The 21,235-nt window shown below is 62.3% G+C and carries 19 protein-coding genes and 1 riboswitch; of the genes, 11 read left to right on the top strand and 8 right to left on the bottom strand.

All coding sequences use genetic code 11. The annotated features are described in order from the left end of the window. Positions 1-18 precede the first annotated feature (18 nt). Complete coding sequence (locus NKI25_RS12445; RefSeq protein WP_348625950.1) at positions 19-435, bottom strand: response regulator; 417 nt, start codon at positions 433-435, stop codon at positions 19-21. A gap of 172 nt (positions 436-607) precedes the next feature. Between NKI25_RS12445 and NKI25_RS12440 the strand changes: the two genes are divergently transcribed. Further along, the gene (locus NKI25_RS12440; protein WP_352568802.1) at positions 608-907 is read left to right on the top strand and encodes a DUF3572 domain-containing protein; all 300 of its coding nucleotides are present in this window, start codon (positions 608-610) and stop codon (positions 905-907) included. 190 nt (positions 908-1,097) lie between these two features. Here the strand turns inward: NKI25_RS12440 and NKI25_RS12435 are convergent, their stop codons facing one another. Together NKI25_RS12435 and NKI25_RS12430 are read right to left on the bottom strand one after the other, a co-directional pair. Further along, positions 1,098-2,645 (bottom strand): hypothetical protein, encoded by a 1,548-nt coding sequence (locus NKI25_RS12435; RefSeq protein WP_352998534.1) that lies wholly within the window; start codon positions 2,643-2,645, stop codon positions 1,098-1,100. Positions 2,646-2,741: 96 nt separating this feature from the next. Next, positions 2,742-3,317 (bottom strand): GNAT family N-acetyltransferase, encoded by a 576-nt coding sequence (locus NKI25_RS12430; protein WP_023679991.1) that lies wholly within the window; start codon positions 3,315-3,317, stop codon positions 2,742-2,744. Between the two features lie 68 nt (positions 3,318-3,385). Between NKI25_RS12430 and NKI25_RS12425 the strand changes: the two genes are divergently transcribed. Beyond that, positions 3,386-4,714 (top strand): DNA polymerase IV, encoded by a 1,329-nt coding sequence (locus NKI25_RS12425; RefSeq protein WP_352594500.1) that lies wholly within the window; start codon positions 3,386-3,388, stop codon positions 4,712-4,714. Between the two features lie 5 nt (positions 4,715-4,719). Here the strand turns inward: NKI25_RS12425 and NKI25_RS12420 are convergent, their stop codons facing one another. Next, on the bottom strand, positions 4,720-5,226 hold the full coding sequence (locus NKI25_RS12420) for a hypothetical protein (protein ID WP_352594501.1): 507 nt from the start codon (positions 5,224-5,226) through the stop codon (positions 4,720-4,722). A gap of 173 nt (positions 5,227-5,399) precedes the next feature. Between NKI25_RS12420 and NKI25_RS12415 the strand changes: the two genes are divergently transcribed. Continuing rightward, on the top strand, positions 5,400-6,281 hold the full coding sequence (locus tag NKI25_RS12415; protein ID WP_023679994.1) for a DMT family transporter: 882 nt from the start codon (positions 5,400-5,402) through the stop codon (positions 6,279-6,281). 14 nt (positions 6,282-6,295) lie between these two features. Here NKI25_RS12415 and dnaE read toward each other — a convergent pair whose 3' ends face one another. Together dnaE and NKI25_RS12405 are read right to left on the bottom strand one after the other, a co-directional pair. Beyond that, on the bottom strand, positions 6,296-9,823 hold the full coding sequence (gene dnaE, locus NKI25_RS12410) for a DNA polymerase III subunit alpha (protein WP_036239474.1): 3,528 nt from the start codon (positions 9,821-9,823) through the stop codon (positions 6,296-6,298). 436 nt (positions 9,824-10,259) lie between these two features. After that, positions 10,260-12,272, bottom strand: a complete 2,013-nt coding sequence (locus tag NKI25_RS12405) for an acetyl-CoA carboxylase biotin carboxylase subunit (RefSeq protein WP_352998533.1) — start codon at positions 12,270-12,272, stop codon at positions 10,260-10,262. 213 nt (positions 12,273-12,485) lie between these two features. Between NKI25_RS12405 and NKI25_RS12400 the strand changes: the two genes are divergently transcribed. From NKI25_RS12400 to NKI25_RS12375, 6 genes are all read left to right on the top strand, one after another. Next, a complete protein-coding gene (locus NKI25_RS12400) occupies positions 12,486-13,613 on the top strand; it encodes an S-(hydroxymethyl)glutathione dehydrogenase/class III alcohol dehydrogenase (RefSeq protein ID WP_352998532.1) in 1,128 nt (375 codons plus the stop codon). Between the two features lie 71 nt (positions 13,614-13,684). Continuing rightward, entirely contained in the window at positions 13,685-14,254 is a 570-nt protein-coding gene (gene gfa / locus NKI25_RS12395; RefSeq protein ID WP_352697755.1) for an S-(hydroxymethyl)glutathione synthase, read from the top strand. 66 nt (positions 14,255-14,320) lie between these two features. After that, entirely contained in the window at positions 14,321-14,788 is a 468-nt protein-coding gene (locus NKI25_RS12390; RefSeq protein WP_352454435.1) for a YaiI/YqxD family protein, read from the top strand. Positions 14,789-14,793: 5 nt separating this feature from the next. Further along, complete coding sequence (locus NKI25_RS12385) at positions 14,794-15,471, top strand: DUF1345 domain-containing protein (protein WP_352998531.1); 678 nt, start codon at positions 14,794-14,796, stop codon at positions 15,469-15,471. A gap of 102 nt (positions 15,472-15,573) precedes the next feature. Next, positions 15,574-16,452 carry a cytochrome b/b6 domain-containing protein gene (locus NKI25_RS12380; RefSeq protein ID WP_352587985.1) on the top strand — a complete coding sequence of 293 codons (879 nt, stop codon included), beginning with the start codon at positions 15,574-15,576 and terminating at the stop codon, positions 16,450-16,452. 1 nt (position 16,453) lies between these two features. Then, entirely contained in the window at positions 16,454-17,263 is an 810-nt protein-coding gene (locus tag NKI25_RS12375) for a molybdopterin-binding protein (protein WP_352587982.1), read from the top strand. A gap of 23 nt (positions 17,264-17,286) precedes the next feature. Here NKI25_RS12375 and NKI25_RS12370 read toward each other — a convergent pair whose 3' ends face one another. Further along, positions 17,287-17,889 (bottom strand): DUF3011 domain-containing protein, encoded by a 603-nt coding sequence (locus NKI25_RS12370; RefSeq protein WP_352998530.1) that lies wholly within the window; start codon positions 17,887-17,889, stop codon positions 17,287-17,289. 86 nt (positions 17,890-17,975) lie between these two features. Between NKI25_RS12370 and NKI25_RS12365 the strand changes: the two genes are divergently transcribed. Both NKI25_RS12365 and NKI25_RS12360 read left to right on the top strand, forming a co-directional pair. After that, on the top strand, positions 17,976-18,806 hold the full coding sequence (locus NKI25_RS12365) for a transporter substrate-binding domain-containing protein (protein WP_352998529.1): 831 nt from the start codon (positions 17,976-17,978) through the stop codon (positions 18,804-18,806). Between the two features lie 356 nt (positions 18,807-19,162). Continuing rightward, entirely contained in the window at positions 19,163-19,609 is a 447-nt protein-coding gene (locus NKI25_RS12360; protein ID WP_352827149.1) for a Fic/DOC family protein, read from the top strand. 298 nt (positions 19,610-19,907) lie between these two features. Here NKI25_RS12360 and NKI25_RS12355 read toward each other — a convergent pair whose 3' ends face one another. Next, positions 19,908-20,906: a hypothetical protein gene (locus NKI25_RS12355; protein ID WP_352998528.1), complete on the bottom strand. Its 999-nt coding sequence runs from the start codon at positions 20,904-20,906 to the stop codon at positions 19,908-19,910. A 203-nt stretch (positions 20,907-21,109) separates the two neighbouring features. Further along, positions 21,110-21,196, top strand: a riboswitch (glycine riboswitch). Positions 21,197-21,235 lie beyond the last annotated feature (39 nt).

Below are 21,235 nucleotides of genomic sequence, written 5' to 3'. Positions count from 1 at the left end.
CTCGGCTGGAAAGATACATCAGGCATCGCCCAGGTAGGATTTGATGGTTTCGATGAAACGCGGCACCGAGATCGGCTTGGAGATATATGCCTCGCAGCCGCCCTGGCGAATGCGCTCCTCGTCCCCCTTCATCGCGAAGGCGGTGACGGCGATGACCGGGATGACGTGGAGATCATCGTCCTCCTTCAGCCATTTGGTGACCTCGAGGCCCGACACTTCCGGCAGCTGGATGTCCATCAGGATGAGGTCCGGCCTGTGCTGCCGCGCCAGATCCAGCGCTTCCAGGCCGTTGCGTGTGCGCACCGTCTCGTAGCCGCTCGCTTCGATGAGGTCGCGAAAGAGCTTCATGTTGAGCTCGTTGTCTTCGACGATCATAACCTTCTTTGGCATCGATTTCCCGTCCCGGCTGGCCTTCCACTCGAAGGGTGCCGTCATGCGCCCCTTGTCGGCACGCACCAAACCTGTTCCCACTATACGGCAATATGATTGACGAAACGGAAACCGGTCGCCCTAAAAGCGTTCGGATTCCAGGTCGGCGAGCTTGCTGCCGGCGACACTTGCCACTACTGCGAAAACAGAACGATTCCGCCCATGAAGGAAGGTAGCGATGGCAAACGCAGCGTCAATGCGCGAGGAAGCGGAAACGGTTGCCGTAAAGGCGTTGGGCTTCGTCGCCGCCGATTCGGAACTTCTGCCCCGCTTCCTGGCGATCACCGGCATCGAAGCCCATTCCATCCGCCGGGCGGCGGGCGAGCCGGGATTCCTGGCCGGCGTGCTGCAGTTCATCCTTGCCCACGAGCCGACGTTGATGCGTTTTTCCGAGGAGACCGGAACGCCGCCCGCCGCAGTCGGCAAGGCATTGCGGGCGCTGCCGCTCGGCGACGACAATCATGAGCATTCGATATAAGCGGCGATCCCGAGACTGCGGGCAGATCGCGGCGGCGAAAATCGTGAGCGCACTCGGGCGTTAACGCCAGCCGCTTCTAGAGCAATTCCAGGAAAAGTGTGAAACGGTTTTCCGTCCGGATTGTGCAAAAACAAAGACATGGAGCGGTTCGGCGTTTCCGGGAAACGATGAACCGCTCCAAGCTCGGCGCTTAGGGTTTCAACTTCGCCCCTGCCCCGCCATTGTCATTCTCGCCCGAGCCATGATCCGGAACGGTAGCCTCGCTTGGGTCCATGACGGGGTTGTCCTGAACGGCATCGGCCGGCTTCAGCATGGCGCCGTTGACCGTGACCGAACCGTCTGCCTTAGCGTTGACGACCCATTCCAGTCGACCATCCGGCAGCGCCTTGCCAAATCCTTTGACGGCGAGTGCGAAGGGGAAATACTGCGCCGCTTCCGGCTCGGTCTTGGCCGCCGTCTGCGGAGCCTCCACAATCTTGTCATAGCCCGCGACATCGATGGTCATGCTCGCCTCGGGCTTCTTGCCGGGGAACGTCATTTCACCTTCCATCGCAATCTCGATGTTGCCGTTCTTGATCGTGCTGTGTCCGAGAATGGCCTTTGGCGTCTTGGCCAGGAAATCGGCGAAGATCTGGTTGCCGAAATCTGCCGGCAGCGGTGGATCCTTGCTGAAATCAAGGGTTTCGATGGTTTTCTTCGCCATGCTGTCCAGATCGATGTTGGTGCCGCCGAAGTTGAGGTCGATATCCGTCGGCAGCAACGCAACGCTCCAGCTGGGCAGCACCTGCTGTGGTATTGTCAGGCCGGAAACCTTGAACGCGTAGTTGATCTTGCCGTCCTTGGCGATGCCGTCCATGCCGACGGCGGTATTCAGTTGCGTCGCACCGAACTTGCCTACCGGGCTCTCCACCACAAAGTCCTTGAAGCCGTAGGTGCCGTCGATCCGCTCCCACAATGGCAGTGCTGCCGTCAGAAGCGATTTGAACTCCGCCTCATCCGCCTTGAATTTGGCTGCATCATCAGTCGCCACGATGAAAGCAAGCAGGTCGAGCAGCGGCTTTGTCCGCAAACCCTTGCCGGACGCATCCACGGAAAGTTCAGGCGCTTTTACAGCAGCCGGAAAACTCAACCCACTTTTGGGATCGTTGACTTTGATCGTTTCGGCGAAGTTCGTTATTTTTTCCATCACCGTGAAATCGATGCCGCCATTTGCGGATTTGGTCGAAACTATTACGGCAGTGCCAGCACCGACCGTGACATCCGCCTGCTGCTTGGGCTCTCGGGTGGTCATCGTCATGCCAGCCATCGAACCGGTTGCGCTCGCGAAAGCGGCCAGGTCGGGGTCATAAACTCCGGTGAACTTGTTGTCCGACACGGAGAAGTCGATGTGCTGCGCCCCCTCAGGGCCAACGAAATCGATAGACCCCTTCGGGGACACGTCCGCCGAAACGTCCCAGTGTCCATCTTGGCGTGGCTTGACCAAGATGAAGTAAGGCGTGACGTCGAACTTGAAGGCTTGCTGCTTTGCCATCAAATCCGTGACTGGCTTGAAGTCGAAAGCGAGCTTGTAGGCATCGCCGTCGACTGAAATTTTCACGAACCCGATATCGAACAGCTTCTTGCCGATGTAGTGCGCCAGATCGTCGGAAAGCTGCTTCGCGCCTTGCCTGTCGACCGCTTGGCCGAAGGCCGGTGCGCTGCAGGCAAGAAGTAAAACAAGTGGCAAAACGCGCTTCATCTCGATCCTCACTTAATCGCGGCCCTCAAGCCGTTCTATCACTGGTAGGCAAATACCATCGCAGCCGCAAGAGAAGGCCTATGTGTTGCGGAGCTGTTACAGCACCAGCCGCATCAGCGGTCGGCCTGGCTTACGTTCGACCAACCGCTGGAACCCGGCCTTTTCGAAGACCCGCGACGAGCCGACGAACAGCCCGATCGAGCGCGAATCCTTCGATAGATCGATCGGGCAGGCTTCGATCAGCCGCGCTCCGTTCTGGCGGGCGAACTCGATGCCGCCTTGGACCAGGCGGTGCGACAGGCCCTTGCCGCGTGCTTTGGTGCGGATGAAGAAGCAGGAGATCGCCCAGACGCCCGGATCGCTGGCGTCGGCGGGGTCGATCGGCGCCGACCCCCTGCCCTGGTTGTTCCATTCGGGCACGTCGGCACGCGGGCCGATCTGCATCCAGCCGACCGCCTGGCCACCCTCGAAGGCCAACAGGCCGGGCGGCGGCCCGGCCTCGATCCGCGCCTTGATGTGGTCCTTGTTGCGCTCCCGGTTGCTCGCGCGGCGCGCTGCGGGCGACAGCCGGAAATGTGTGCACCAGCAGCCGTAGCAGGCGCCTTGCCTACCGAAAAGATCTTCGAAATCCGCCCAAAGCTCGGGCACTAGCGGCGCTATGGTCGTATTCATGAGCTCTCTCCCGGCCCACCGCCTTGTCGTGGCGTCCGTCCTGACGTACCATTGCATTTGTTCTCTTTATGTTCGCAGCGATGGCGGCCCCTGTCAACAATCCCGAACACGGTTTTTGCCGCGACTGCCTGAGTTTTCAGCGCAGCGAGGCAGGCCGTTGCGAGCGCTGCGGCAGTCCACGGCTCGCCCGCCATCCGGAGCTCTACCGGCTGCGCCTTGCCCATATCGATTGCGACGCGTTCTACGCGGCGGTCGAAAAGCGCGACAACCCGGCGTTGAAGGACCGGCCATTGATCATCGGCGGCGGCAAGCGCGGCGTCGTCTCCACCGCATGCTACATTGCCCGCATCCACGGCGTGCGCTCGGCAATGCCGATGTTCAAGGCGCTCGAAGCCTGCCCGGAAGCGGTGGTCCTGCCGCCGGACATGGAAAAATACGTGCGCGTCGGCCGCGAGGTGCGCGCCATGATGCAGGCGCTGACGCCGCTGGTCGAGCCGCTCTCGATCGACGAGGCCTTTCTCGACCTCGCCGGCACCGAGCGCCTGCATGGCCTGCCGCCTGCGGTGGTGCTGGCGCGCTTCGCACTCGGCGTGGAAAAGGAGATCGGCATCACCGTTTCGGCCGGCCTTTCCTACTGCAAGTTCCTGGCCAAGGTGGCGTCGGACTTCCGCAAGCCGCGCGGCTTTTCGGTGATCGGCGAGGCCGAGGCTATCGGCTTCCTGGCCGAGCAGCCGGTGACGCTGATCTGGGGGGTCGGCAAGGCCTTTGCCGCCACGCTCGAGCGCGACGGCATCCGCACCATCGGCCAGTTGCAGCGCATGGAACGTGGCGATCTGATGCGCCGCTACGGCGTCATGGGCGACCGGCTCTACCGGCTTTCGCGCGGCGAGGACGACCGTCGCGTCGTTCCCGACCAGGACGCGAAAAGTGTGTCGGCAGAAACCACTTTCGATACCGACATCGCCTCCGTCGACGAACTGGTTTCGGTGCTGAGGGCGCTGTCGGAAAAAGTCTCGGCCCGGCTGAAGAAATCCGGCATTGCCGGACGCACCGTCGTCCTCAAGCTGAAGACCCAGGATTTCAAGATCCGCACGCGCAATCGCCAGCTCGGCGATCCGACCCGGCTGGCCGACCGCATCTTTCAGACCGGGCTCGAGCTGCTGCGCAAGGAAGCGGATGGCACGAAATACCGGCTGCTCGGCATTGGCGTCAGCGATCTCTCCGACGATGACCGGGCGGACCCGCCCGACCTGGTCGACGTCCAGTCACGCAAGCGCGCCATGGCCGAAGGCGCCATCGACACGCTGCGCGGCAAGTTCGGCCGCAGGGCGGTGGAAACCGGCTATACCTTCGGCAAGGGCCGCGATGCCCATCCGCCCGAACCGGTCGAGGAGTGAGCCCGTCAGGTGCGCCGCAGATCGATCCTGCTGGTCACCACCCTTTTTCCAGTTTTCGGATCGGTATCGATAACGGTCAGCCGCATGCCGTCCTCGCCGGTTTTCTCAACAGTCATTTGCGCCCTGCGATCGCCATTGACCTCCTTGGCCCAACGGATGCCGAGATTGATTGCGTTGCCGGAGCGGCTGCCGCTCAATTGCGCCGGCCCGGTGCGCGATCCGACATAGGTGCCGGTGTATTTCGTCCCGCTCGATTTGAGATCGGCGCTGATGGCGCGCGTTACCACGATAAGACCGCGGCAGCTGCCGTCGAGCGATAGCGAGCTCGACGTTGCGTCGGAATTGAAATGACAGGAGACATTCACCGTCGGCGCATCGGTGGTCACCTTGACGATGCCTTTGCCGGCGAAATTCCCCTGGAATGAGCGAAGAAAATCCGGATCGTCGGCATGCGCTGCGCCGGCCCCGGCCGTCAGGCAGCCGGCAAGTACAAATCGTGCGAATGATTTCATCGGACCGCTCCTCGTTGGTATCCAAAACACAGAACGCAAGCAGTGACAGACCAACGCTTCCCTCAGTCGCGAGTTCCGGCTTCAACATCACTGCGTGAAGCGCTGCACGGCTGGCCCAGCCGAATGCGTCGGCTAGCGGTTGCGATGAGCGCTCCGGCTTGCGACATAGCCGCATGGCACCCGCACCCTCGATCCCCAAGGCCGCGTTCTGGATGGCGCTGTCGATCGCCTCGTTCCTGGCGATGTCGGTGGCTGGCCGCGCCACGACGGCCGAACTAAACGTCTTCCAGGTGCTCGAGCTGCGCTCGGTGATCGGCTTTTTCATCCTGTTGCCGCTGGTCATGATGTCAGGCGGTTTTGCGGCGATGCGCACCGGACGCCCGCTGGCTCATATCGCCCGCAACGTCGTCCACTATACCGGCCAGGCTGCCTGGCTCTACGCCCTGACGCTGATCCCGCTTGCGGTACTGATCTCGATCGAATTCACGACGCCGATCTGGACTGCTTTGCTGGCCGTCGGTTTCCTCGGCGAAAGGCTCTCCCGGCCACGGCTCGCAGCGATCGTGCTCGGGCTGATCGGCGTTGTGATCATCGTGCGTCCGGGCGTCGGCGCGGTCAATCCGGGACATGTAATCGTGCTGGGAGCCGCGGTCTGCTTCGGCGTCTCGGTGGTCCTCGTCAAGTCGCTGACGCGGACGGACAGCGTCGTGCGCATCATCTTCTGGATGCTGATCATCCAGTCGCTGCTTGGCCTGGTCCCGGCGCTTTACGAATGGCAAAACCCGCCGCTTGAGCTCTGGCCGTGGATCCTGCTCATCGCCTTCACCGGCATGTCGTCGCATTTCTGCATGGCCCGCGCACTTGTCTATGCCGATGCGACGGTCATCTCGCCAATGGACTTTTTGCGCGTGCCGCTGTCGGCGGTGATCGGATGGCTGCTCTATCACGAGCAGATCGACGCCTTCACCGCCGGTGGCGCCCTGCTGATCCTCATGGGAAATCTGCTCAACCTGCAGCGGAGAGCACCGCAACCGGCGGAGATCGCCGCTTCATAAGCGTGCGCTAACTCTTAGACCAGTTCCACCTCGACCACGCCCGGCACCGCCCGCATCGCCGACGCGATCTGAGGCGATACGCGGTAGCGGTTGGGCAACTCGATCTCGACCTCGCCCTCGCCGCCTTCCTTGATGACGATGATGCTCACCTGACTGTCGCCACGCTGGCCAAGCTGCGATTGAATTGTCGATGCCGGTGCGTCATTTCTGACGAAGATGCGCAACGCTTTCTGGATACGGCTTGCCTCTTCCTCCAACGACTGCACGGTCTGGATGCGCAGATTGACGCCTTCAGGCCTGTCCTCGGCCGAAACGGTGATCACCACCGAGCGGCCGGGTTCGAGCAAGTCGCGGTATTGCGCCAGCCCCTCGGAAAACAGCACCGCTTCATACTGGCCGGACGTGTCGGAGAATTGCACGACGCCCATCTTGTTGCCGGTGCGCGTCTTGCGCTCCTGCTTGGTGGTCACCGTGCCGGCGAGCCGGCCGGCGGCAGCACCGCGTTTGACGGCGGCCGAAAACTCGCCCCAGGTCTGCACCCGCATTTTCTGCAGCGCCGCCTTGTATTCGTCGAGCGGATGCGCCGAGAGATAGAACCCGACCACCTGGAATTCACGGTGCAGGCGGTCGGCGGCGAGCCAGGGATCGGTCGCCGGCAAGTTGAGCGCCTGCGACTGTGCGCCGAGCGAGGCGCCAAAGATGTCATGCTGGCCGGTGACGGCATTCTGCTGCGCCAGCGACGCCAGCCCCATCATCCGCTCGACGCCGGCCATCATCGCCGCACGGTCATGACCGAAGCAGTCGAGCGCGCCGGCCATGATCAGGCTTTCGAAGACGCGCTTGCCGACGATCTTCGGATCGACCCTATCACAGAAATCGGCGAGGCTCTTGAAGGGTTTTTCGCCGCGCGTAGCGACGATGTGCTCGACCGCCGCGTCGCCGACGCCCTTGAGCGCGGCCAGCGAATAGAAGATGCGGTTCTCGCCGACCTCGAAATCCCGGAACGACGTCATGACCGACGGCGCCACCACCTCGATGCCGAGGCGCAGCGCATCCTGGCGGAAATCGGCGAGCTTGTCCGTATTGCCCATGTCGAGCGTCATCGATGCCGCCAGGAATTCGACAGGGTAATGCGCCTTCAGATAGGCGGTCTGGTAGGAGACGACGGCATAGGCGGCGGCATGCGATTTGTTGAAACCGTAGTCGGCAAACTTTGCCAGCAGGTCGAAGATGAAGTCGGCTTGCGGCTTGCCGACGCCGCGCTCGACCGCGCCCGAAACAAAGCGCTCGCGCTGCTTGTCCATCTCGGCGCGGATCTTCTTGCCCATGGCGCGGCGCAGCAGATCGGCTTCGCCCAGCGAATAGCCGGAGAGCTCCTGCGCGATCTGCATCACCTGTTCCTGGTAGACGATGACGCCTTGCGTCTCCTTGACGAGATGGTCGATCTTCGGGTGGATCGACGCCATCTCCTCCTCGCCGTGCTTTCTGGCGTTGTAGGTCGGTATGTTCTCCATCGGCCCCGGCCGGTAGAGCGCGACCAGCGCGATAATGTCCTCGATACAGTCGGGCCGCATGCCGATCAGCGCCTTGCGCATGCCGGCACTTTCCACCTGGAACACGCCGACCACCTCGCCGCGCGACAGCATGGCGTAGGTTTCGGGATCGTCGAGCGGAATGTGGGCAAGATCGATCTCGATGCCGCGGCGGCGGATCAGCTTGACGGCCCTGTCCAGCACCGTCAGCGTCTTCAGGCCAAGGAAGTCGAATTTCACCAGCCCGGCCTGCTCGACATATTTCATGTTGAACTGCGTGACCGGCATGTCCGAGCGCGGATCGCGGTACATCGGCACCAGCTCCGACAGCGGCCGGTCGCCGATGACGATGCCGGCGGCGTGCGTCGAGGCGTGCCGATAAAGACCTTCCAGTTTCTGCGCCGTATCGAGCAGCGTCTGCACGATCGGCTCACGCTCCGCCTCTTCGGCAAAGCGCGGCTCGTTGGCGATGGCGTCGGCGAGCTTGACCGGATTGGCCGGGTTCGACGGCACCATCTTGCTCAGCTTGTCGACCTGCCCGTAAGGCATCTGCAGCACGCGGCCGACGTCGCGCAGCACCGCGCGCGCCTGCAGCGTGCCGAAGGTGATGATCTGGCCAACCTGGTCGCGGCCGTATTTCCGTTGGACGTAGCGGATGACTTCCTCGCGCCGGTCCTGGCAGAAGTCGATGTCGAAGTCGGGCATCGACACGCGGTCGGGATTGAGGAAGCGCTCGAACAGCAACGAAAAACGCAGTGGGTCGATGTCGGTGATGGTCGTGGCATAGGCGACCAGCGAGCCGGCGCCCGAACCGCGGCCCGGGCCGACCGGAATCCCTTGTGCCTTGGCCCATTTGATGAAGTCGGCAACGATCAGGAAATAGCCCGGATATTTCATCTTCTCGATGACGCCGAGCTCGAAATCCAGCCTTTCGCGATATTGCTCGACGGTATAGCCGGGCGTCGGCCCGTGCGCCGCCAGCCGCGCCTCTAGCCCTTCATGCGCCTGCCTGGCAAGCTCCTGCGCCTCCGCCTTGACCGCAGCATCGGCGTCGGCGACATCGCGGCCGGCAAAGCGCGGCAGAATCGGATTGCGGGTCTTCGGGTAATACGAGCAGCGCAGCGCGATCTCGACGGTGTTGTCGATTGCTTCCGGCAGGTCGGCGAACAGCCTCGCCATATCGGCCTGGCTTCTCAGGAAGTGGTCGGGCGACAGGCGGCGGCGATTGTCGGCCGCAACCACGGAACCTTCGGCGATGGCGATCAGGGCGTCATGCGCCTCATAGTCTTCACGAGAGAAGAAAAACGCCTCGTTGGTGGCAACCAGCGGCAGATCGTGGCGGTAGGCGAGATCGACCGACGACTGCTCGATGGCGCGGTCGTAGCTCGACACGCGCTCAAGCTCGACATAGAGCCGGTCGCCGAACAGGCTCTTGAGCGCCGAGAGCCGGGTCTCGGCGAGTTCGCGGCGATCCTGTTTCAAGGCAGTGCCGATCGGACCGCGCGGCCCGCCCGTAAGGCAGATCAGACCGTCGGAATGGCCCTGCAGCATCTCGCTCGTCAGATGCACCGCTTCGCCGGGCGGTGTCTCGAGGTAGACGCGGCTGACCAGCCTGACCAGATTGCCGTAGCCGGCCTCGGTTGCGGCGATCAGGACGACCGGCCGCATCTCCGGTCCTTGCCGCCTGCGGTCGCGCTGGCTGTCGCTCGCCTCGCCGGAAAAGGCGAGGTCGATCTGGCAGCCGATGATCGGCTGGATGCCGTCCTTTGCCGCCTTCTGGGCGAATTCCAGCGCGCCGAACAGATTGTTGGTGTCGGTGACAGCGATTGCCGGGCATTCGTCCTGCACCGCATGGCCGACGATCTTGCCGAGCTGCAAGGCACCTTCGAGCAGCGAATAGGCCGAATGCACGCGCAGATGAATGAACCGACGCGCCGCCGCCTCCGCCCGCGACGCCTTTGCATAGGCCTCGCGCAGCAAGGGATCGCGTGGAAGTCTCTCATCCGCCATGGTTTTTTCGCGCCGCCTCACAAGGACTCAGTCGATGAAGATGTATTGTCCGGCACCGGGTAACACGAGTCCAGCGGTGGTGATTGGAGCTTTGGAAGTTTAGAGCAACCACCGAAGCTGCCAATCTCCCCCTCGTGGGGGAGATGTCCGGCAGGACAGAGAGGGCGCTGTCCCGCCGACGTCAGGCTGCAAATAAAAACCCGCCACTGCGGGCGGGTCGCTGGAGCCAATTAGCACCATGCGCAAATTAATAGCATAGCTGCCGGCACAAAGCAAGAACAAAATACGTTGTGACGGCAAAAAAGTGCGAATTCCTCACGGCCTCGCCTTGTCCCTCCTCCACTGAGCGTGCCCAACCAATTGCAAGGTCGCGTTCCTTCGCGCCCCCCTCTGTCCTGCCAACTTCTGACGGGCGTCGAGGGCGGGGGTTTCGGCCTCACGCGAATTCCATGATCACCGCATCGACGGCAAGGCTGTCGCCGGGCCTGGCGTTGAGCTTCGAGACGATGAGGTCGCGCTCGGCGCGCAGCACGTTTTCCATCTTCATCGCCTCGACCACGGCCAGCGTCTCGCCGGCCTTGACCTCCTGCCCCTCGGCAACGGCGATCGATACGACGAGGCCGGGCATCGGGCAAAGCAGCATCTTCGAGGTATCCGGCGCCACTTTTTCCGGCATCAGCCTTTCGAGCTCGGCGGTGCGCGGCAGCATGGCGCGGGCTGTCACCGAGATGCCTTTCCAGGCGATGCGGAACCCGTTCAGCACCGGCCTGACTTGCGCCGCGACCTTGCGGCCGCCGACCGTGCCGCGCCAGATGAGATCGCCCGGCCGCCAGTCGGATGCCACCGTCAGTGGCTCGCCGCCGTCGATCGACAGGTCAAGCTCGATCGGAATGGAAATCATGCCTTCGACGATGGCGACCGAAAGATAGTCCCGGCCGATCTTCACCACCCAATCGCGTTTCAAGGCACCCGAATGCGGCGCCAGCCGCCCGCCCAGCCGGTCGAGCCGGTCGCGGCGCAGCAGTTCCACCGCGGTGGCAATCGCGGCCAGCACCGCTTTTTCTTCGCTGTTCGGCACGATGGGCGCGAAGCCATCGGGGTATTCTTCGGCGATGAAGCCGGTCGATATCAGACCTTCCCGCCAGCGCCGATGCTGCATCAGCGCCGCCAGGAACGGTATGTTGTGCTCGATGCCGTCGACGACGAAACTGTCCAGCGCTTCCGACATCGCGTCTATCGCCGCCAGCCGTGTCGGCGCCCAGGTGCACAGCTTGGCGACCATCGGGTCGTAGAACATCGAGATTTCCGAGCCTTCGGTAACGCCGGTATCGTTGCGGATAACGATTTCGCCGAATTTTCCCTCTTCCGGCGGCCGGTATTTCGTCAGCCTGCCGATCGACGGCAGAAAGTTGCGATACGGATCTTCGGCATAGAGGCGGCTTTCCACCGCCCAGCCGTTCAGCTTGACATCGCTCTGCTTGATGGCGAGCTTTTCGCCGGCCGCCACGCGGATCATCTGCTCGACCAGGTCGATGCCGGTGACGAGTTCCGTCACCGGATGCTCGACCTGCAGCCGCGTGTTCATTTCCAGGAAATAGAAGTTCTTGTCGCTGTCGACGATGAACTCGACCGTGCCGGCGCTCTGGTAGTCGACGGCCTTGGCCAGCGCCACCGACTGCTCGCCCATGGCTTTGCGGGTCTTGGCGTCGAGGAACGGGGACGGCGCCTCCTCCACGACCTTCTGGTTGCGGCGCTGGATCGAGCATTCGCGCTCGCCGAGATAGAGCGTGTTGCCATGCGCGTCGGCGAGCACCTGGATTTCGATATGGCGCGGATCGACGATGAATTTTTCGATGAAGACGCGGTCATCGCCGAACGAGCTTTTGGCCTCCGACCGCGCCCGGTCGAAGCCGTCGCGCACCTCTGCCTTGCTCCAGGCGATGCGCATGCCCTTGCCGCCGCCGCCGGCCGAAGCCTTGATCATCACGGGATAGCCGATTTCGCCGGCTATTCTTTCGGCATGGGCGGCGCTTTCGACGACGCCGAGCCAGCCGGGCACCGTCGACACCTTGGCCGCGTTGGCGAACTTCTTCGATTCGATCTTGTCGCCCATCGCCTTGATGGCCTTGGGCTTCGGGCCGATGAAGACGATGCCTTCCTGCTCCAGCGCTTCGCAGAAGGATGCCTGCTCGGACAGGAAACCGTAGCCGGGATGCACGGCCTCTGCTCCTGTCGCCTTGCAGGCGGCGATGATCTTTTCCGCGACCAGATAACTTTGCGCAGCCGGCGAAGGCCCGATATGCACCGCCTCGTCGGCCATTTCGACATGCACGGCGTCGCGGTCGGCGTCGGAATAGACCGCAACGGTGGCGATGCCCATCTTGCGCGCCGTCTTGATCACGCGGCAGGCGATCTCGCCACGGTTGGCGACCAGGATCTTTGTGAACATGCAGGCCTCGTCCCTCGGCTGCCCTTCTTTTACGGGCTTCCCGTTTTATGGGCTTCAGGGGGCCGGTCAAGGCAAAGTCGGAGCCTATCCCGCATGCAAATCGGCGGGCGCTGACGAAAATCCGGGGTCAGAACGTCGCTTCGTGCATAGCGCAGAGCTGAATGGTAAGTTAAATCTAACCTGGATTGCAGACTGCCTTGGGAGGATTGCCTGATGAAAACGCGCGCCGCTGTCGCCGTCGCCGCCGGAAAGCCGCTGGAGATCATGGAGGTCGACCTCGAAGGCCCCCGTGATGGCGAGGTGCTGGTCGAGATCAAGGCAACCGGCATCTGCCACACCGACGAGTTCACGCTGTCGGGCGCCGACCCGGAAGGCCTGTTTCCGGCGATCCTCGGCCATGAGGGCGCCGGCATCGTCGTCGACGTCGGCAAGGGCGTCTCCTCGGTCAAGAAGGGCGACCATGTCATCCCGCTCTATACGCCGGAATGCCGGCAGTGCCCGTCCTGCCTGTCGCGCAAGACCAATCTGTGCACCGCCATCCGCGCCACGCAGGGACAGGGCTTGATGCCCGACGGCACCTCGCGCTTCTCGATCGGCAAGGACAAGCTGTTCCACTATATGGGCTGCTCGACCTTTTCCAACTTCACCGTGCTGCCCGAGATCGCGGTGGCCAAGGTCAATGCCGACGCCCCGTTCGACAAGATCTGCTACATCGGCTGCGGCGTCACCACCGGCATCGGTGCGGTGATCAACACGGCCAAGGTCGAGCAAGGCGCGACCGCGGTCGTCTTCGGCCTCGGCGGCATCGGCCTCAACGTCATCCAGGGCCTGCGCCTTGCCGGCGCCGACATGATCATCGGCGTCGATCTGAACAACGACAAGAAGGAATGGGGCGAGAAATTCGGCATGACGCATTTCGTCAATCCGAAGGAGATCGACGGCGACGTCGTGGCCCATCTCGTCAACATGACCAAGCGCGGCGCCGACCAGATCGGCGGCGCCGACTACACGTTCGACTGCACCGGCAACACCAAAGTCATGCGGCAGGCGCTCGAAGCGTCGCATCGCGGCTGGGGCAAGTCGGTCATCATCGGCGTTGCCGGCGCCGGCCAGGAGATCTCGACGCGGCCGTTCCAGCTGGTCACCGGCCGCACCTGGATGGGCACCGCCTTCGGCGGCGCGCGCGGCCGCACCGACGTGCCGAAGATCGTCGACTGGTACATGGCCGGCAAGATCGAGATCGATCCGATGATCACCCACACGCTGACGCTCGAGGATATCAACAAGGGCTTTGACCTGATGCATGAAGGCAAGTCGATCAGGAGCGTGGTGGTTTACTGAGGACGAGAAAGCCGCCGGCTAACCAGCCAGCGGCCGAAAAATGCAGATGTTCAACACGGGAGGAGACAAAAATGCCGGAAAAACTGCATCCTAAAATCGACAATGGACTGCCACGGGAAAAGGCCGACTTTGCCGGCGGCACGCTGGTCTGCGCCTGCACCAGCAACCCGGTCAAGGTGAAGGTCAAGGGCCAGATCGCCCACAACCATGCCTGCGGCTGCACCAAATGCTGGAAGCCGGAAGGCGCGCTGTTCTCGGTCGTGGCGGTTGCCGGTACAAACGACGTGACGGTGACGGAAAACGGCGACAAGCTGAAGATCGTCGATCCGGGCGCGCTGATCCTGCGCCATGCCTGCACAGGCTGCGGCGTCCACATGCACGGCCCGGTCGAGCGCGACCACGCTTTCAAGGGGCTGTCCTTCATCCATCCGGAACGCTTCCAGGAAGACGGCTGGGCGCCGCCGGGCTTCACCGCCTTTGTCTCTTCGATCATCGAGTCCGGTGTCGATCCGAGCCGCATGGACGGCATAAGGTCACAGCTGAAGTCGATCGGGCTCGAACCTTATGATTGCCTCAATCCAGGACTGATGGACTATATCGCCACCTGGACGGCCAAGAGGTCCGGCGCGTTGCCGGCCTAGTGGCCGCTCGACTATCATCGATCGAGCCGGGCGACGCCGCCCGGCTCTTTCACATTTGGAACAACGATGCCCGCACCTGCTATTCTCGTCGATGCCGACGCTTGCCCGGTGAAGGCCGAGGTCGAAAAAGTCGCCGAGCGGCACGGTATCGTCGTCACCTTCGTCTCCAATGGCGGCTTGCGTCCGTCGCGCGATCCGATGATCCGCAATGTCGTCGTCTCCAAGGGCGCCGATGCCGCCGACGACTGGATCGTCGAAAATGCCCGGTCCAACGACATTGTGGTGACCGCCGATATCCCGCTTGCCGCGCGTGCGGTGGCGCTTGGCGCCCACGTACTTGGTCCGACCGGACGCCCGTTTACGCCCGAAACGATCGGCATGGCGGTGGCAATGCGCGATCTCAAGCAGCATCTGCGCGAAACCGGCGAAAGCAAGGGCTACAATTCGAGCTTCGCGCCGCAGGATCGCTCGCGGTTCCTCGGCGAGCTTGACCGCATCCTACGGCGAGCGCTGAAATCCGCGTCAGCGGACTGAAGGCCATGACGACTGGTACCCCGACCAAGATGCCCATGCAACGCCACACGCCGTTCGCGGTGTCGGCCTGCATCGGCGTGGCAGCCTTTGGCGCCGCGCTGGTCTGGCGTGCGCCGCTTGCCTACTCGATCGGCGCCAATGTGTTCTTTGCCGCTTATCTCGTTCTTGTCATCGCCCACATGCCGCGGCTTACCGGCAGCTATCTGCGCAAGAATGCAGGCGACACGGACCTGCCGGTACTGGCCATCTTCGCGGTCACGCTGATTGTCGTCGCTATTGCCATCATTTCGTTGTTTCAATTGATCAACAGGGAGAAGAGCGCGGACACCGTCGAGCTTACGGTGGCGCTGCTGTCTATCCCGCTTGGCTGGTTGACCATCCATGCCATGGCCGCACTTCACTACGCGCATATCTACTGGTTGGATGGCGATGCGATGGGTGGCGACGCAAAAAAGAAAATTCCGGTCGGCGGCCTCGACTTCCCGGGCGGCAAGCGGCCGGAAGGCTCGGATTTCCTCTATTTCGCCACGGTGATCGGCATGACGGCGCAAACCGCCGACACCAACATCACGACCTCGCAAATGCGCCGTGTCGTGCTTGTGCACTCGATCCTGTCGTTCTTCTTCAACACGGTCATCGTGGCAGCCGCGGTCAACCTCGCCGTCAGCCTCGGCAGTCCGTAATAAATCCGTGATCGGGTGAAACATCGCTTAGGCTGGCGACGTATTGGGAGGAGAAGAGATCTGACGAGGCCGCGACGAACGCGCGGCCGGAGGAAACAACAAATGGAATCGCTTGCCAGAAACCAAGCCGCCGGAGCAGATACCGCCGCGCCGAGTGATGCGACGCTGATCTATCGGCAGTCGCGCTGGACACGGCTGACGCATTGGCTGTGGGCGATCGCGCTGTTCTTCATGCTGCTTTCCGGTCTGCAAATATTTAACGCCCGCCCACAGCTCTACATCGGCAAGGAGTCGGGTTTTGGCTACAACAACACCGTCTTCGCCATTGGCGCCGAGAATACGGCGACTGGCCCGCGCGGCTATACCGAAATCTTCGGCAAGCGCTTCGATACCACTGGCGTGCTCGGCTGGTCGGGTCCGGCCGGCCAGGAGACCTCCCGTGCCTTCCCGTCCTGGGCGACGATCCCTTCCTATTACGATCTCGGCACCGCGCGCGTCGTTCATTTCTTCTTTGCCTGGGTGCTGACCACCACGCTGCTGGTCTGGCTGGTCGCCAGCCTGATCAACGGCCATTTGCGCCGCGATCTTGCCCCGCGCCTCGATGATTTCAGGCGCCTGCCGCGAGACATTGTCGAGCACGCCAAGCTCAGGTTCCATCACACGCGCGACTACAACACGCTGCAGAAGATGGCCTATGGCGGCGTGCTGTTCGTGCTGCTGCCGCTGATGATCATCACCGGCCTTGCCATGTCGCCGAGCATGGATTCGGTGCTGCCGTTCCTGAATGATCTGCTCGGCGGCCGGCAGACGGCGCGCACCATTCATTTCACGGTGATGCTGCTGCTCGTCGCCTTCTTCATTATCCACATCCTGATGATCCTGGCCGCCGGCCCGATCAACGAGCTGCGCTCCATCATCACCGGGTGGTACCGAACCGACCCGCCGGCGCATGGCGACAAAGCGCCAGAGAGGAGTGCCTGACATGGCGAAATTCGAGATCAGCCCCAAGCTACAGATAAGCCGAAGAAAGTTCCTGACCTCGGCCAGCCTCGGCCTTTCCGGCATCATGCTGTCGGGCTGCGACGCCTTCGACAGCCAGCTTGGCGTCGGCGACAGCCTGCGCAGCTTCCTCGAAAGCGCCAATGGCCTGACCTGGCGGGCGCAGCGACTGCTTGCCGGCCGTGACGCGCTGGCGCCGGAGTTCACCGAGGCCGACATTCGCCAGCCGCAGCGGCCGAACGGCGTCACCGCGCCCGACGACGATTACTATAAGGGCCTACTCGCCAGCGATTTCGCCGACTGGCGGCTGGAGGTTTCAGGCCTCGTCGAAAAACCGCTGTCGCTGAGCCGCGAGCAGCTGATGAACATGCCGAGCCGCACCCAGATCACCCGTCACGACTGCGTCGAAGGCTGGAGCTGCATTGCCAAATGGACCGGCACGCCGCTGTCGCTGGTGCTCGACCAGGCAGTGGTCAAGCCGCAGGCGCGCTACGTCATGTTCCACTGTCTCGACACGATCGACCGCAGCCTGGCCGGCGATATCAAATATTACGGCTCGATCGACCTGGTCGATGCCCGTCATCCGCAGACGATCCTTGCCTATGGCCTCAACGGCAAGCCGTTGCCGGTCGAAAACGGCGCGCCGCTGCGCGTCCGCGTCGAGCGCCAGCTCGGCTACAAGATGCCGAAATACCTCTACAAGATCGAGCTGGTCGACGGCTTCGCCAATCTCGGCGGCGGCAGAGGCGGTTATTGGGAGGACAATGGCTACGACTGGTACGGCGGCATCTGACCGAAACCTGACCCAAGCTTCATCTAACTGTCGTCGTCGCTGTCGTCGCCGTCGTTGCGCAGGGCCGGATTCAGGTCAGGATTATCGTCAGGGGTGACAAGCTTGCCCAGCCCGTGCGGTCCCTGGTAGTTGCCGTGGGTATCGAAGTTGGGGTTGCCCTGATTGTCGAATTGCGGCGTCGGATCGATCAATTGGTCGTAACGGCGCGGGCGCGGCTTCGGATAGTAATTATCGGAATGATGGCGATGCGAATTGCCGTTATCGAGAATGGCGCCTACCACGCCGCCGACGATAATGGCTGCGGCGACGTCGCCAGCAGAGGGATTGCGGTTGGGGCCGGCGACTGCGAATTCGGCCGAGCAACCATTGTCGACCCAGATGCCGCCGCCGTCATAGCCCCAGCTTCTACCGTATACGCAACGCGCCTTCGACAGCCTGGAGGTCAACTGCACGCCGCGGCGCGTATCGATCCAGCAATAGGAATAGCGGTAGTCGGCGCTGGAGCAGACCACGCGTTTTGCCCCCGCAGCCTGCGCTGCCGCCGGCAGCAGCGAAAGCTTCGCCGGATTGCCCAGGATGCAAACCAGGAACATCATCGAACCGGTAACCGTCATCCGTGTCGACATCGCAACTCTCCATCAGGGTCCGCTATCGACAGAATGGCACCTCTGTGTAAATCTGACAACCGGACGGGCTCAGCGAGGTTATATTAATGCGCGCTAAGATGATCGCCACAACTATACTTGCCCTTTCTGCTTGGTTGGCTTTGTCGCTGCTGCCAGCCCGGGCGGACGACAGCCTCAAGCGCATCATCGACCAGAAGACACTGACGATCGGCGTGGCGCTCAACCCGCCATGGATCCTCAAGAAGGCCGACGGGAAGTTCGCCGGCTATGATGTCGACCTGACCAGTGCGCTGGCGTCTGATCTCGGCGTCGACCTGAAGCTGGTCGAGGTGCCCTGGAACGACCTCAAGACAAGACTGCTCAAGGGTGATTTCGACATGATCGCGGCGGGCTACGCCAGCACGCCGGAACGCGCACGCGAGGTGGTGTTCTCCAACCAGACCGGTACCGCCGATATCCGTATGGTTGCGACGATCGCCAGCCTTGGGAAAAGGCCGGGAAAGGCGGTGGCGGCGCCGGGATACAAGATCGCCGTGCTGTCCAATTCCACCGATGAAGCCGCCGCGAAGGAAGCTTTTCCCAAGGCGACCATCCTGTCTTTCGACAATACCTCAGATGTTTTCGCCGCGATCATCGGCGGCGACGCACAGGCGATGGTCGCGACGTCGCCGACGCCGCAGATGGCCGCCAGGCTCTATGACGCGAAGTTGACGATGGTGGGCGGCCCGCTGTTGCGGACGCCGGAAGCGTTTGCGATGCGCCCGGACGATGTCCGCCTCATCCAATACGTCAACAACTGGATCGGCGCGCGCACCGCCGACGGCACCATAGGCGGCGTGCGCCGCTACTGGTTCGGCAGCTTCAAATGGATGTCGCGCTTCGACACCAGTGCCAAGCCGGAGCCCGCCAAACAATAGCGTCGCGACCTGTTATGCGACCTTGTCGATCAGCGACCGTATTTCAGCGACAGTGGCGCGCTCGCTCCATGATCGTCGGATTCAGCTGTTTCACGGCCGCAAAATTCGCTTTGGTCCCCTTGGCCGGCATGTGCTAGCGTTGCCAGATGAAAAGTCGTTCCCCCAAATTAGATCGCTCGCCAAAGAGCAGACAATATGTCCTGACGAGCAGTCGAGGCGCCAAAATCAGCGCCGTCGAAGGTATGAAGCTAAGTCCACGCATGGGGCATATCCTTGAGCAAAGCTCGCAGCGTGGGCTGAGCGGTGATGAGCGACGCAAGCTCATCAAAGAACAGGCGCGCAAGAAGTAGCGGACCTTGGTCTATGCCGCAGAATCCGATCCTCTGTGCTATCCGGGCACGACCGTCCTTCGCAACCTCCTCGACATTCATGATCAGTCCGAGCTCGACGAGTTTGAGCTCGCTCTGTTTCTGACCCGGGCCGATGAGGCTTTTCCAGCTGGTGATCTGGATTATCCGCACTATCTGGCACTGCATCGTCACCTGTTTCAGGACGTCTATGCGTGGGCCGGTGAACCGCGCACCATCCGCATCGGCAAGGGCGGTAACTGGTTTTGCTACCCCGAGTACATCGATGCCGAGATGCAGCGGGTTTTCGGAGAACTCTCAGCCGCCGGCCATTATTCCGGCACATCAGCCGAGGTCTTTGCAGCTGGCGCAGCACACGTTCTCGCTGAGATCAATGCGATACACCCTTCCGAGAAGGCAACGGCCGCACTCAGCTGGCGTTTCTGGCGATATTAGCCGACAACGCCGGCCATGGTTTCGACGATGACGAACTGGATCGCGATCGGGTCATGAAGGCCATGATCTCAAGCTTTTCCGGCGACGAAGCCCCACTCACGCGCCTGATTCAGGACATTGTCGCTTAAGGGCTGCCTACCGATCCTGGCTGATGTTGCCTGTCCTCGGAAAGGTTAATGCGCTGCCGTCGGCTGTAATCAGTCGCTAGAGATGCACTTGAGCCTGTCCGGTTAATTGGCTGCCTGTCCGTTCGCATCGCTTCAGGGTTGGCAGTGACGCTCGGTTGCTCGTGAAAGGCTCACGCAACCTTGTCGATCAGCGGTTTCAGCGCCGGGTGGATTTCCGGCGAGGCGTGCTTGATCAGCGTCAGCAGCGCACGCTCGTTCTCCTGCAGCGGCCGGTCGCCGATGTGTTCAGCAAGCCACTTCGCTTCGCCGGCATCGACCGTCTCGGCGCGGCGGGCCAGTGCCTCGGCTGCCTTGTTCCTCGATTCCCATTCGGCCTCGACGTCGCCCGGTGAGCGATAGGCTTCCATGATGCCGGACAGGCCGCCCGATACCATGCGGCTGAAGAACCCGCCGATCTCCGGATCGGCCTGTTCGAAAAAAGCATCCCGGCGCAGCGCCACGTCGCGCACCGGCGGTTCGTAGCCGGCCGAACACATGACGAAATTGGCGATCGCCTTGACGAACAGATCGTTCCAGGACGGATCGTTGTCGCCCGCCGCTGTCCGCTCGTTGATCTCGAACAGCACCTCGGCCTCGGCGCGGCTGATGGCGATGTTGCCATCGCCGCCGTAGGCGTAAAGGATGCGGCGCAACAGCTCGACCTCAGCCTTGGCAATCGACCCAGGGATAAGCCTGCCGCCGGTCATCAGCGGCCCCTTGCCGTCCACGACCGCATGAGCGACCTGCTCCAGCGCATAGCTGGAAAGCGTGCTCGGCGATGATTTGGCAACTTCCAGCACATGCACCAGCACCTCGAGTTCGGTCTGGCTGTCGACCATGCCGTCGCGCGAAATCGTCCGGATCAGCCAGTCGGCATTGTCTTGCGAAACATAGCCCGCCGGCTTTTCCTGGTGGACGATGAAATCGGTGACGGCCTCGACGAAAAACTCAAGCCATTCTGCGCATTTGTCCCTCGCCGTTGCATCCAGCGCAAACAGCGCCTCGGCCTCGCCGCGCGTTACCACGCCGTCGCCGAACACTTCGCCGCGCAGCATGACCACGTCTTCCGCCGTGATCCGATTTTTCGAGGTCAGCCCGGCCACCGGCGCGCTCATGATCAATTCGCCCATTTTCTTCCCCGCCCGCCGCCGGTAATTGCCGGCCCTTATGCGGTATATCGGCAAGGTCTTGAGAAACCGGCAAGCGGCGTGGTTAGCGAAGGCTTGCCTGTAAAGAAGGCCCGCAGAAGACTTGGCGTAAAAATGTCGCCGGCAGGTGACAAGGTGTCGTCCACGGGCTATGGATGACGAGTCGAGGGCTCCTGACCGAGTCCTACCTGTTTGTGGGAGAGAGCAGCGAGAGCTGCCGCCGAAGGGGAAATCGCCCGAAATCTCTCAGGCAAAAGAACCGTAGACGGGAAAGACACTCTGGAAAGTCGGGGCTTGCCCCCGCGCCGAAG

The sequence above is a fragment of the Mesorhizobium sp. M0808 genome, assembly GCF_040320025.1.
Lineage (GTDB): Bacteria > Pseudomonadota > Alphaproteobacteria > Rhizobiales > Rhizobiaceae > Mesorhizobium.
Note: the sequence above shows the minus strand (reverse complement) of the source record. Positions and strands in the feature narration are given on the sequence as shown.